Genomic DNA, 13,725 nt, shown 5'->3' on the forward strand with positions numbered 1-13,725 from the left:
CAATAATACGGGAGAAGAATAAATAATGTTTAATCATCATTATTATCGGTGTCTTTATAAATAATCGGGATCTTTTTATGATCTTGTAGATAAAAAGATCAAGAGATAACGATCTAAATATATTGTTCCAACAGCGTGTACTTCGCTATAAATACCCCGTTAACCTTTTATTATGGATCGAGCGATAGCCAGCAGCTTTAGATATAAAAAAACCGAGCTTATTATCACTCGGTTTTTATTGTTTATATACCCTTCCTACTTGAATCTGTAAGGATGTTGACTACGTTCTTTCACCCCAATCACATAGCCTGTCTATGCTCATGGGGATGATGAGAGCTATCCGTGACTCTCATCAAAGGTCAGCCTGCGGCGGTTCAAATTTGTTCCAGACAAATTTATCACTCACTTGCCGCCAACCTGCAACTCCAAGTTGTTTGAGTATAATGTAAATACTATTTATTCTTCTAAATCCGTCTCGCCATCGTGAGCTGGTGAATCCTTCGCATCAACGATTATATCTTCTGCTTCTGGTACGGAAGGTAAATCCGCTTCATCCACTTCTTCGATACGTTGTAAACCAACCACTTTTTCATCTTCGGAAGTACGAATCAAAGTAACGCCTTGCGTATTACGGCCAACTTGGCTCACTTCAGCGACGCGGGTACGCACCAAAGTGCCTGCGTTGGTGATCATCATGAATTCATCGCCTTCTTCAGCTTGAACTGCACCCACAACGCTACCATTACGTTCAGACACTTTGATAGAAACCACGCCTTGAGTACCACGACCTTTAGTCGGATATTCAGACAAGCTGGTACGCTTACCATAACCATTTTCGGTCACGGTGAGCACATCACCTGCTGTTTTCGGTACAATCAACGAAACCACTTGGTCGCCATCAGCTAATTTCATACCACGGACACCCGAAGCGGTACGCCCCATAGGACGGACACCTTTGAACTTAATTTCTGGCTGACCATTTTCATCAAGCACCGGTTGACCATTCTCATCAAATAGCGGTATTTCTTCAGCTTCTTTAAAGCGAACCACCTTACCAAATTTTGAGAACAGCATGATTTCATTATTACCATCGGTGATATCAACGCCAATTAATGAATCATCATCACGTAGATTGACGGCAATCAAACCATTAGCCCGAACATTAGCAAATTGGTCTAATGACGTTTTCTTCACCGTACCATCCCCAGTGGCCATAAAGATAAATTTATCTTCACTGAATTCCGTTACCGGTAGGATAGCCGTTATACGCTCATTTTCTTCAAGTGGCAGTAAGTTAACAATCGGCTTACCGCGAGCAGTGCGGCTAGCCAATGGTAATTGATACACTTTTAGGCGATAAGTCTTACCACGAGTGGAGAAGCACAAAATATTATCATGCGTGTTAGCAACTAAAAGACGTTCAATGTAATCTTCATCTTTCATGCGAGTTGCGCTCTTACCTTTACCGCCTCGGCGTTGCGCTTCGTAATCACTGAGTAATTGATACTTCACATAACCTTCATGAGAAAGCGTCACCACCACATCTTCACGTGCGATCAGCTCTTCCATATCAATATCATGCGTTGCTGCAGTAATTTCGGTACGACGAGCATCACCAAAGTTTGCTTTCGCTAGTTGTAATTCTTCACGAATCACTTCCATTAATCGTTCGGTATCAGAAAGAATACGAATCAACTCTGCGATTTCATCTAACAGCGCTTTATATTCATCAAGGATTTTCTCGTGTTCTAATCCGGTTAAACGGTGTAGACGCAAATCTAGAATCGCCTGAGCTTGCTGCTCAGTTAAGAAATACTGACCATCACGAATACCGTATTGAGGCTCAAGCCATTCAGGACGAGCGGCATCAGTTCCCGCACGTTCCAACATCGCGGCAACATGGCCAAGCTCCCAACCTCTTGAAATTAACCCCGCTTTTGCTTCAGCAGGGGTGGGCGCTTTTCGAATTAAATCAATAATGTCGTCAATATTAGCTAATGCAAGTGCCAGACCTTCAAGAATATGCGCACGTTCACGCGCTTTACGTAATTCAAAAATAGTCCGGCGAGTGACCACTTCACGGCGGTGGTTAACAAAACATTTCAACATTTCTTTTAGGTTGAAAAGTTTGGGTTGACCATTATCCAGTGCCACCATGTTAATACCAAAGGTGGTTTGCAGTTGAGTGTTGGCGTACAGGTTATTCAGTACCACTTCACCCACCGCATCGCGGCGACATTCAATCACAATACGCATTCCGTCTTTATCAGACTCATCACGCAATGCACTAATGCCTTCGACCTTTTTCTCCTTGACTAAATCAGCAATTTTTTCAATCAAACGCGCTTTGTTCACTTGGTACGGAATTTCGGTGACAATAATGGTTTCTTTACCATGTTTATCCGCTTCGATGTCCGCTTTTGAACGCATGTAAACTTTACCGCGCCCAGTTTTGTAAGCATCAACGATGCCTTTACGGCCGCTGATTAATGCTGCTGTTGGGAAATCTGGCCCAGGAATATACTCCATAAGCTCATCAATCGTGATATCTTCATTATTGATGTAGGCCAAACAGCCATCAATCACTTCGCCCAAGTTGTGCGGAGGAATATTGGTGGCCATACCAACCGCAATCCCTGATGAACCATTAACCAATAGGTTAGGAATTTTAGTCGGTAACACCGCAGGAATTTGCTCGGTACCGTCATAGTTAGGCACAAAATCCACGGTTTCTTTATCTAGATCCGCAAGAAGTTCATGAGCCATTTTTGCCATACGAACTTCGGTATAACGCATGGCCGCCGCTGAGTCACCGTCAATCGAACCAAAGTTACCTTGGCCATCGACTAACATATAGCGGAGTGAGAATGGCTGTGCCATCCGCACAATTGTATCGTAAACCGCACTATCACCATGTGGGTGATATTTACCGATTACGTCCCCTACCACACGGGCAGATTTTTTATATGGTTTATTCCAATCATTACCCAGCACATTCATCGCAAACAAAACACGACGGTGAACTGGTTTTAGGCCATCACGCACATCAGGAAGAGCACGACCCACGATAACGGACATCGCGTAGTCTAAGTAAGAACCTCGAAGCTCATCTTCGATGTTTACGGGCGTGATCTCTTTAGCTAGATCGCTCATAGAGCCATTATCCCTCTACAGTTTGATCGGTATATCCAGACCACATTCAATGTTGCTCTCAAAACAGAGCTAGACATCACCGATCTGTCGCCCGGATCATATTGATACTTATAAGGTTGGAAAATATAACACAAGTTGACTGGGTTCGGCATCACTTTCCCCACGCTTTTATCAGGTTGTGACGCTTGTTGGGTCTAAAATGCTGAGAAATTACACACTCATTCCATATCCGACTGATAAGTGGTTAGTTTTTGTTCAACATTTAATGAATCATCGATAACGTGTGGTATGAATAGCGAAGCTAGTTATAATACCATCCTATCTCTCGATGTATAACACAGGCAATGATAAGCATGACTCAAGTAAAAAATGTTGATCCCAGCGAAATTAAAAAATTTGAAGAGATGGCTTCACGTTGGTGGGATTTACACGGAGAGTTTAAGCCTTTACACCAAATAAACCCATTGCGACTTAATTATGTTTTACAAAAAGCCAATGGTTTATTTGGCAAAACCGTACTCGATGTCGGATGCGGAGGCGGTATTCTAGCGGAGAGTATGGCCAAAGAAGGGGCGATCGTGACGGGGTTAGATATGGGTAAAGAACCACTTGAAGTGGCCCGTTTACACGCGTTAGAAACGGGAACCGATCTGACTTATATTCAGAGTACAATTGAAGATCATGCCCAACAATTTCCTCAGCATTATGATGTCGTGACCTGTATGGAAATGCTGGAACATGTGCCTGACCCGCTTTCTGTCGTACGTGCCTGTGCTCTGCTTGTCAAACCGGGGGGACACGTCTTCTTTTCCACCCTTAATCGCAATATTCAGTCTTACTTATTTGCCATTGTGGGTGCCGAACAGTTACTCAAAATTGTCCCGCGTGGTACTCATGATCATGCGAAATTCATTCGCCCCTCAGAACTGCTTAAAATGGTCGATCAAACGACCTTGCAAGAACAAGGCATAACCGGCCTATTGTATAATCCGCTCACCGATACTTATCGATTGGGTAAACATGTCGGTGTTAATTACATCGTTCATACTCAACATCTAAAATAATCTGATGATTGTATCGTAGAAAATAGCACCGCTCAGATAAAAACAAGAGACTTAGGTGGTCAACATTCGAGTCTCTTATCTGAAGTCAATTTATCGCAAAAGATCAAGTGATTTTTTTTCTGAACTGGTGAGTATAAAACCAATATTCAAACCATTATTTTTTACTATTAACTCTACCGTTTGATTGTCGGTAAGTAGCTACTAACTGAAAATTTTTCTTGCCCAACTTATCCACAAATTATGCAGCAACTCTGACTTGCATTCCCCCTCTGATAGCACTATCTTGTTACCCGAACACTGATACACCCCTACATATAGTGTTTATTCACACTAGGTGTAGGGCGACTTCGATAACAAAGCCAACGTTAAACTTACAAAAACCACACCAAAACACGGCTTTTATCAGTTTTGTTAGGGAAATAAAGCAGAATGAACCAACAACTTACTGTCACCAAGCGTGATGGCCGCAAAGAAACGATCAACCTCGATAAGATCCACCGCGTGGTGACTTGGGCCGCTGAAGGCCTAGAAAATGTCTCCGTATCGCAAGTTGAACTGCGTGCTCATATCCAGTTCTATGATGGGATCACCACTTCTGACATCCATGAAACGATCATCAAATCAGCCGCGGATCTGATTTCTGAAGAAACACCGGATTATCAATATCTAGCAGCTCGCCTAGCCGTCTTTCACTTACGCAAGAAAGCCTATGGTCAATACGAGCCGCCAACACTCTTTGAACACGTTTCAAAGATGGTAGAAAAAGGCAAATACGATCGACACTTATTAAAAGATTATAGCGAAGCAGAATTCGCGATCATGAATGAGTTTATCGACCATCGCCGTGACCTCAACTTTTCGTATGCCGCCGTCAAACAGCTGGAAGGTAAATACTTCGTACAAAACCGAGTAACCGGTCAAATCTATGAAAGCGCCCAGTTTTTATACATCTTGGTCGCCGCGTGTTTATTTGCAAAATACCCGCAAGCCACACGTCTAGACTATATACAACGTTTTTATGATGCGACATCAACCTTTAAAATTTCATTGCCAACCCCAATCATGGCCGGAGTCCGAACCCCGACCCGCCAGTTCAGCTCATGTGTACTCATTGAATGTGGCGATAGTTTAGACTCAATCAATGCCACTGCTAGCTCTGTGGTTCGTTATGTTTCTCAACGTGCGGGTATTGGAATCAATGCTGGCCGTATCCGTGCACTCGGCTCGGAAATTCGTGGAGGAGAAGCTTTCCATACCGGTTGCATCCCTTTTTATAAATACTTCCAAACTGCGGTTAAATGTTGTTCTCAAGGTGGGGTGCGCGGTGGTGCAGCCACGGTATTCTATCCTCTCTGGCATGGTGAAGCTGAATCCCTGCTGGTGCTGAAAAATAACCGAGGAGTGGAAGAAAACCGTGTTCGCCATATGGATTACGGCGTCCAACTGAATAAATTGATGTACAAGCGTTTAGTCGAAGGTGGCAATATTACCCTATTTTCACCTTCCGACGTTCCTGGTCTATACGACGCATTCTTCCAAGATCAAGATGAATTTGAACGTTTATATGTTCAATATGAAAATGATCCGGACATTAAAAAACGCAGCGTAAAAGCGATTGAAATTTTCTCGCTCTTAATGCAAGAGCGTGCATCTACTGGTCGAATTTACATTCAAAATGTCGATCACTGTAATACCCATAGCCCATTTGATGCCAGCATCGCACCAGTACGCCAATCTAACCTATGCTTAGAAATCGCGTTGCCAACTAAGCCGTTGACCAATGTGGAAGACGATAGCGGTGAAATCGCGCTTTGCACACTTTCTGCCTTTAACTTAGGTGCAATAGAAAAACTGGATGATTTCGAAGAGTTAGCTGAATTGGTGGTGCGTGCATTAGATGCTCTACTCGATTATCAGGATTACCCTCTTCCAGCGGCACGTAAATCCACCATGAATCGCCGAACGTTGGGCGTGGGTGTCATCAACTACGCTTACTACTTGGCAAAACACGGTGTGAAATATTCCGATGGCAGCGCGAATGGATTGACGCATCGTACCTTTGAAGCAATGCAGTATTATCTGCTTAAAGCATCGGTAAACCTTGCCAAAGAACAAGGAAGATGCCCTGCGTTCAATGAAACAAACTATGCTAAAGGCTTGCTCCCCATCGATACCTATAAGAAAGATATTGATCTTATTTGTCGTGAAGATCTGCATTACGATTGGGATACTCTGCGTCACGACATCATGGAGTTTGGTCTACGTAACTCAACCTTGACCGCTTTAATGCCATCTGAAACCTCATCGCAAATTTCTAACGCGACCAATGGTATTGAGCCACCACGTGGTTATGTATCGGTCAAAGCCTCTAAAGATGGTATTTTAAAGCAGGTGGTACCTGAGTTTATCAAACTCAAAGAGAACTATGAGTTATTATGGAATATCGGCTCAAATGAGGGTTATTTGCACCTAGTCGGTATCATGCAAAAATTTGTTGACCAAGCGATTTCTGCCAACACTAACTACGACCCAAGTCAATATGACTCAGGTAAAGTGCCAATGAAGAAGTTATTGCAAGACTTACTCACTGCGTACAAGTTTGGGGTAAAAACGCTTTACTACCATAACACCCGTGATGGTGCGAAAGACGATCAAAAAGATGCTGTTCAGCCACAAGATGATGATTGTGCTGGCGGCGGATGTAAGATCTAACTTTGTCGTTCTCTTCAGCTCACTTTGTACACTCGTACAAGTGAGCGAGAACAAACGTTATTCACTGATGATTTGTATACCTCTTGCAATAATAAGAGGTGAAACGGATGAAACACTATGGCTTACAGTACGTTTACCCAGAAAAAAAATAACCAACTCAAAGAACCTATGTTTCTTGGTCAATCGGTTAATGTCGCTCGCTACGATCAGCAAAAATATGAAATTTTCGAAAAACTGATTGAAAAACAATTAAGCTTTTTCTGGCGACCAGAAGAAGTTGATGTCTCTAGTGATCGTATCGATTACGGGAAGTTACCTGAACATGAAAAGCATATTTTCATTTCCAACCTTAAATACCAAACTCTACTCGATTCGATCCAAGGCCGTAGCCCAAACGTTGCATTACTGCCTTTGGTTTCACTACCAGAATTAGAGACTTGGATCGAAACCTGGTCATTTTCTGAAACGATCCACTCTCGCTCATACACACATATCATTCGAAACATTGTGAATGATCCTGCGGTTGTCTTTGACGATATTGTTGAAAATGAACACATTCTCAAGCGAGCAAAGGATATTGCCCACTATTATGATGACTTAATCCAATACACCAACGATTACCATCGTTTGGGCGAGGGTTCTCACCAACTGAATGGTGAGACAGTCAATATTAGCCTTCTGGAACTAAAGAAAAAGCTTTACCTATGCCTTATGTCGGTCAATGCACTAGAAGCGATTCGCTTTTATGTTAGCTTTGCTTGTTCATTTGCTTTTGCTGAGCGTGAGCTAATGGAAGGAAATGCAAAAATTATCAAGTTAATCGCTCGTGATGAAGCACTGCATCTCACTGGCACTCAGCACATGATCAATTTACTGCGTAATGGGATTGATGATTTTTCATTCTTGCAAATTGCAGAAGAATGTAAACAACAATGCTTTGATCTGTTTAAAGAAGCCGCCGAACAAGAAAAAGAGTGGGCTGCGTATTTATTTAAAGATGGTTCAATGATCGGTTTAAACCGCGATATATTATGCCAATATGTTGAATACATTACTAATATCCGCATGCAAGCCGTTGGTTTAGAACCTGCTTATCCAAAAGCAACCAGTAACCCGATTCCTTGGATTAATGCGTGGCTATCTTCTGACAATGTTCAAGTAGCACCACAAGAAGCAGAAATCAGCTCTTACTTAGTTGGTCAAATTGATAATGAAGTGAAAGCTGATGATTTTGAGGGCTTCGAACTGTAATGACCAGCCTCACGATCAACAAAATATTAACGATTGAATCGAACCCAACGAACACCTTACTGGAAAGTATGGAAAATGCCGGGTTACTGCCAGAGTATAACTGTCGAGATGGCCACTGTGGTGCTTGTCGTTGCCGTTTAATTTCTGGTGAAGTGGAGTATGTTGGTTTTGCCATGGCTTACACACAAGGCAACGAAATTTTACCTTGTATCTGCAAAGCAAAAAGCGCGCTTGAATTGGAAGATGTGAAATACTTCCCGAAAGCTAAGCGCGCTTAATCTATCTATTTTAACAAGCCAGAGCGACATTCTGGCTTGTTTGTCCCAAACAGTAAACGATCTGCAGTCGTCACTGATACCGATTTATTTGCGACCTCTCTCCCGTCATCATCAAACAAGGACAATTGATAGCCATAACCCAGCTTGAGTGGGTCTTCCGATGGTGCACGCCGCCACAACGAAGTCATATCTTGGGATTGATTGACCAACACTTCACCTAATATTATTTTTTGACTAGCAATTTTATACCACACGATAATTTTTGATTGATGGAACATCACAGCCTCCTGCCGAAATGATTCAAGCCGATGTTTGATGGATAAACAAGGTTAAGTTTACAAACAAATAATAATCTCGTGGCAATCAATTGTATCAGTTCAACAACACTCTCAATGAATCAGGCAGTTACCGTTTAGACTGATTATGCATAGACGCTATGCAATACCATAAATTCAAGTAATAAGGTTATCTTTCATTCGGTTATGTTGCTCAACCCTGTGATGGTTTATGATGATATGCTTAATAACTGAGCGGGTAGGTGCATTTCTTTTATCACCGACACTGAACCGTATTGGGTAAACACCGTTTTTCCAGAAAGATAGCGACGTAACATATCCCCCGCAATAGTACCAATCAACTCTCTTTGCTCAGACAACGAATAAGTTCGATTAAAAGTTAATTGCTGCCCCCACTCACCTTGTGGCGTTGATAATGCAACGCAAAACGTATCTTGATGCAAAGGCCCGGTCACGAGTGCAAGATCCGTTGCACATTTATCTTTCGTCGCTCCCGCCAAAGCAAAAATAGCCGCTAACGGTTCTTTCTCTACAAGCTCAGAAGCAACCTGATGGCTTAATATCCAGCTATGACCGCTCAGTTGATCAATCTGAGCATTGCTTAACAACCACTGTGACAACCAACCTTTGGTTGCTTGTTCGGCAATCGATAAGGACAGCCCTTTATCAGACATTAAATGCCCCAGATGCTCGAGCATCGGTTGATCAATGCTAACAACGTAAGGTTCAATCAAAGAATGGATGATTTGCATTAACTTGATACGCTTAGTCAAATCATGTCGAGGGCCAAATAATTTCACTTCAATAAAGGGTAAATATGAACGATAACCCAAGGTATACCCTTCAGGTAACTGAAGTTTATCTAACTGATCGGATAAGCCAGATTCTGAGCTGCCAAAAGTATATAATTTACTGCATTCAAGCCCAACCTGCTGAGGAAACTGTTGTTTTAGATCAGGCAAAATTTGCTCATTAACCATGCGTATAAATTCTTTTGGCACGCCAGGCGTAAAATAGAACCAACAATCGTTAATCTGCATTTTAAATCCACAAGCGGTACCAATTGGGTTATCTAAAATAGTCGCTTTTTCTGGCAACATTGCTTGTTTAATATTGCTCTCTGGCATAGTTTTTTGTCGATGAGCAAAAAAAGCTTCTAACTTCGTTAACCACTCAGGAAAGAGCACCAAAGCCTGTTCTGCCGCTTGTGCTGCAGCCGCAGCACTAAGATCGTCGCTCGTTGGCCCTAAACCGCCATTCACAATCACCACATCGTTATTAAAACTGAGCATCAATAACTCTTCCGTTAATATTGCTTGGCTATCACCAACGGTGGAACGCTTGTGAAGACTAAACCCATTGTCAAAAAAGAGACGAGAAAGCCAAGCCGCATTCGTATCCAGGATATCACCGTGTAGAACCTCTTCACCTGTACTTAGCATTGCTATTTTGAGCATAATTAACCCTTATTTCTATTGGTGAAGGAGTTTCACTCTCCACCACTCTTTTACGACTCAGTATACCTAAATATCCTTCGAATCTGCGACTATTGTTAACTAAATAACATGACCACAACCCTTCCTGAGGATAAATTTTTCGCGTTGATTTAGACCTCAATCCTTCTATTGCTCAAAGAATGGCTCTCTTTTGTGCGTAAAGTACAATTATCGCATCTTTGTCTTCATACCTCTTGTAAAAATTGACCCACATCAAGCTTTATTAACAAGAAACACCTACACTCAGTGGTATAGGATTTGTTAGGTAATGTTCTGGAGGCCGTTATGAATTGTACTTTTATTGTTAACTTCGTGGGTACAGCGACCGCTGCCACAATTAAACAGCTTGCCGCCATTACCCATGAGAATGACGGTAAGTGGCTAATTAGCAAAGTAAATTTTATTGACAACCAAGTTGCAGCCGTGATTAAAGTCGAGATGCCGCTTGATAAAGCCTCCATCGTTAAAGAAGCATTTCAATCACATCCGGATCTGCTGGTGCAAATTGTCGATTGTGAAGCCAGCGCTAATCAGGAAGAAGCGATTTACCAAGTTCGTCTTGATGCAAATGATCGCTTTGGTATCGTCAATGAAATCACTCATTTACTGGATGGTCAAGGCATTGGCATTTTAGATATGGATTGTCAGCGAGTCTTTTTAGCGGGTGGTGGTGGAGTAAGCTCAAGTTTATTTAGTGCGATGATGGCCATTCGCTTGCCAGCAGAAATCCAGATTGAAGATGTCATTAAAGAGCTGGAAGCGCTCAGTGAAGATACTCGAGTCATGCTCGAGTCTTAATCTAACCAGCACCTAACTTAATCAATTATTAGATCGATCAATAAAGGGAGGCTTGTGCCTCCCTTACTCTTTGTCACAACAGCGAGAAGTTACTCGCTGTCAATCGACAATACATGGCTGGAAAAACAATTAAACTGACCATTGAGACAAAGAGCGTTTAAAGTCTTGATAACCAAACTCATTTAACTTGATGATTTGTCCATCACGGCACTCACAGTAGACTGACGGCATTTTTAGACCATTAAACCAGTTTAGCTTGACCATGGTATAACCGGCGCTGTCCATAATATGCAGTTTTTGGCCTATCTGTAATGGCTCAGCAAATTTAGCCACGCAGAATTGATCGCCAGCAAGACAAGAGCAAGAACCAATCACATATTCATATTCACCTTGTGCCGCTGCTTCACGAACAGATGCAGGCTCTTGATAAATCAAGGTATCAAGGCGGTGCGCTTCCGTTGCAGAATCAACAATCGCGGTTTGCATTTCGTTATCTACAATATCAACTACGGTGACGACTAAATCTGTGGTTTGAGTGATGATCGCTTCACCTGGTTCAAGATACAACTGAACCTTGTGCTTATCAGCAAAAGCTTTCAGCGCATCGGCGAGTTTATCTACATCGTAGCCCGGCCAAGTAAAGAAGACACCGCCACCTAAGCTTACCCAATCGAGCTTATCAAGATAAGCACCAAACTTGTCAGAAATCGCATCAAGCAGCACAATAAATGCGTCCACATCCTTGTTCTCACAGTTCATGTGGAACATCACACCATTGATAGAGTCGAAAACGCTGGTATCTAACTTATCAAACTGTACTCCGAGACGAGAAAATTTACGAGCCGGGTTGGCTAAGTCTTGCCCCGCATAACTCACTCCCGGATTTAAACGTAAACCTAGTGATGCCTTACCTTCTACCAAGTGACGATAAGCAGCAAGCTGAGACTGGGAGTTAAAGATCACCTTGTCGCAAATATCAGCGACTTCTTTTACATCATGCTCACTGTAACCAACACTGTAAGCGTGTGTCTCGCCACCAAATTTCTCATAACCTAGCTTGACTTCAAACGGGCCCGAGCTGGTGGTTCCATCAAGGTAAGGCTTAATGATGTCAAACACGCCCCAAGTTGAAAAACATTTCAATGCGAGCACTAATTTAACACCTGAACGTTCTTTTAAACGTTTAGCGATTTCCAAATTAGCGATCAATTTGGCTTCATCAATCATGAAATAAGGGGTACTTAAGTCATTTTTTTGCATCTGATTCTATTCCTGTTTATACCCAGTGATTAAAATCGCTGGAAGTATCCTATAAAGGACAAAAACAGCCGCTACTGAGTAGCCGCTGTTTTAAACATGTGATATTTGTCTGACATTTCCAGCATCGACACCTAAGCCATCAATGCTAGAATGCTCTCAGTGATGATTAGTTGAGAATTTTAATATCAGGCTGGCCTGGCTCAAGTTCAATCACATCCCAATCCAAACCAATCGATGGCATGGTTTCTAGGAATGGATCTGGGTTCAGCTGCTCGACATTGAACACACCCGCTTGTGCCCACTCACCACGGAAAAACTGCAGCGCTGCAGTAATTGCTGGTACGCCAGTGGTATAAGCAATCGCCTGATGCTCAACATCCTTATAAGCCACTTGGTGATCAGCGTTATTATAGATAAAGACACTACGTTCTTTGCCGTCTTTTCTACCTTGAACCCAAGTACCAATACAGGTCAATCCGGTATAGCCCGGAGCGAGTGACGTTGGATCCGGTAACATAGCTTTCAATACTTGCAGTGGTTTTACTACCGTTCCATCATGCAAAGTTAATGGCTCTGGGTTCAATAAACCAATATCTTTCATTACGTTAAAGTAATTTAGGTAACGGTCGCCAAAGCCCATCCAGAATTCTATGCGCTTAGCTGGAATAAATTCTTGCAGCGAACGAATCTCATCATGAGACATTGAATAGACTTTAAAGTTACCGCAGTTAGGGAAATCGAACTCCAACATACGGGTATGACAAGGAACGCTTTTCCACTGGCCGTCTTCCCAATAGAAAGAATCACCCTGAATTTCCAGTAAGTTAGTTTCTGGATCAAAGTTGGTGGCGAATTTTTTACCGTGATCGCCTGCGTTAATATCTAACACGTCGATGGTATCAATTTCATCGAATAAATGTTTGGCGGCATAAGCGGCAAACACACTCACCACACCAGGATCAAAACCTGCACTCAAAATACCAGTAATGCCCGCTTGCTTAAATTTATCGCGAAACGCCCATTGTGGATCATATGCTTCAGGTACTTGTTGGCCTTCTGTGCATAAGTCAACCGCAACCGAAGTATCTAAATAAGAGACCTTCGCTTGGTAGCAAGCTTCCATAATTGTGACGTTAACCCAAGGAGGGCCTGCATTAATCACTAAATCTGGTTTTACTTCATTAATCAGTGCCACCAAAGCTGCAACATCATCAGCATCCACTGCGCGAGCTTCTAGCTTCTTAGTCGAATCTTTAAGGTTGTTTTTACCTTTAATGGATTCAATGATCTTCTCACACTTCCCAATAGAACGAGAAGCAATGGTAATATCACCCAGTACGTCATTGTTTTGTGCTGCTTTATGAGCAACTACCCAACCAACACCGCCCGCACCAATCTGTAGAATTGACATAGTATC

General features: G+C 42.4%; 10 protein-coding genes. 5 read left to right on the top strand and 5 right to left on the bottom strand.

What is annotated here, in order from left to right; genetic code table 11:
- Positions 1 to 456: 456 nt before the first annotated feature.
- Positions 457 to 3,153, bottom strand: coding sequence for a DNA topoisomerase (ATP-hydrolyzing) subunit A (gyrA, locus tag CAG57_RS04875; RefSeq protein ID WP_099611174.1), 2,697 nt, complete (start codon positions 3,151 to 3,153; stop codon positions 457 to 459).
- A 353-nt stretch (positions 3,154 to 3,506) separates the two neighbouring features.
- Between gyrA and ubiG the strand changes: the two genes are divergently transcribed.
- From ubiG to yfaE, 4 genes are all read left to right on the top strand, one after another.
- Positions 3,507 to 4,217 carry a bifunctional 2-polyprenyl-6-hydroxyphenol methylase/3-demethylubiquinol 3-O-methyltransferase UbiG gene (gene ubiG, locus CAG57_RS04880; protein WP_099611173.1) on the top strand — a complete coding sequence of 237 codons (711 nt, stop codon included), beginning with the start codon at positions 3,507 to 3,509 and terminating at the stop codon, positions 4,215 to 4,217.
- 429 nt (positions 4,218 to 4,646) lie between these two features.
- Positions 4,647 to 6,929, top strand: a complete 2,283-nt coding sequence (gene nrdA, locus CAG57_RS04885; RefSeq protein WP_161426831.1) for a class 1a ribonucleoside-diphosphate reductase subunit alpha — start codon at positions 4,647 to 4,649, stop codon at positions 6,927 to 6,929.
- Positions 6,930 to 7,046: 117 nt separating this feature from the next.
- The gene (nrdB, locus tag CAG57_RS04890; RefSeq protein WP_099611171.1) at positions 7,047 to 8,180 is read left to right on the top strand and encodes a class Ia ribonucleoside-diphosphate reductase subunit beta; all 1,134 of its coding nucleotides are present in this window, start codon (positions 7,047 to 7,049) and stop codon (positions 8,178 to 8,180) included.
- Complete coding sequence (gene yfaE / locus CAG57_RS04895; protein WP_099611170.1) at positions 8,180 to 8,458, top strand: class I ribonucleotide reductase maintenance protein YfaE; 279 nt, start codon at positions 8,180 to 8,182, stop codon at positions 8,456 to 8,458. Before nrdB ends, yfaE begins: the two co-directional genes overlap by 1 nt.
- 5 nt (positions 8,459 to 8,463) lie before the next feature.
- Here the strand turns inward: yfaE and CAG57_RS04900 are convergent, their stop codons facing one another.
- Positions 8,464 to 8,736, bottom strand: coding sequence for a 30S ribosomal protein S6 modification protein (locus CAG57_RS04900; RefSeq protein ID WP_099611169.1), 273 nt, complete (start codon positions 8,734 to 8,736; stop codon positions 8,464 to 8,466).
- 227 nt (positions 8,737 to 8,963) lie between these two features.
- Complete coding sequence (locus tag CAG57_RS04905) at positions 8,964 to 10,211, bottom strand: CinA family nicotinamide mononucleotide deamidase-related protein (RefSeq protein WP_161427763.1); 1,248 nt, start codon at positions 10,209 to 10,211, stop codon at positions 8,964 to 8,966.
- Positions 10,212 to 10,535: 324 nt separating this feature from the next.
- On the opposite strand from CAG57_RS04905, the gene CAG57_RS04910 reads away from it, so the two are divergent.
- The gene (locus tag CAG57_RS04910; RefSeq protein ID WP_099611167.1) at positions 10,536 to 11,048 is read left to right on the top strand and encodes a glycine cleavage system protein R; all 513 of its coding nucleotides are present in this window, start codon (positions 10,536 to 10,538) and stop codon (positions 11,046 to 11,048) included.
- A gap of 129 nt (positions 11,049 to 11,177) precedes the next feature.
- On the opposite strand, the gene nspC is transcribed toward CAG57_RS04910, so the two are convergent.
- Both nspC and CAG57_RS04920 read right to left on the bottom strand, forming a co-directional pair.
- On the bottom strand, positions 11,178 to 12,308 hold the full coding sequence (gene nspC / locus CAG57_RS04915) for a carboxynorspermidine decarboxylase (protein ID WP_161427762.1): 1,131 nt from the start codon (positions 12,306 to 12,308) through the stop codon (positions 11,178 to 11,180).
- A 166-nt stretch (positions 12,309 to 12,474) separates the two neighbouring features.
- The gene (locus CAG57_RS04920; RefSeq protein ID WP_161427761.1) at positions 12,475 to 13,719 is read right to left on the bottom strand and encodes a carboxynorspermidine synthase; all 1,245 of its coding nucleotides are present in this window, start codon (positions 13,717 to 13,719) and stop codon (positions 12,475 to 12,477) included.
- Between the last annotated feature and the right edge of the window lie 6 nt (positions 13,720 to 13,725).

Origin of the sequence: Vibrio sp. V30_P3S12P165, assembly GCF_009904905.1 — a bacterium.
GTDB lineage: Bacteria > Pseudomonadota > Gammaproteobacteria > Enterobacterales > Vibrionaceae > Vibrio > Vibrio fujianensis.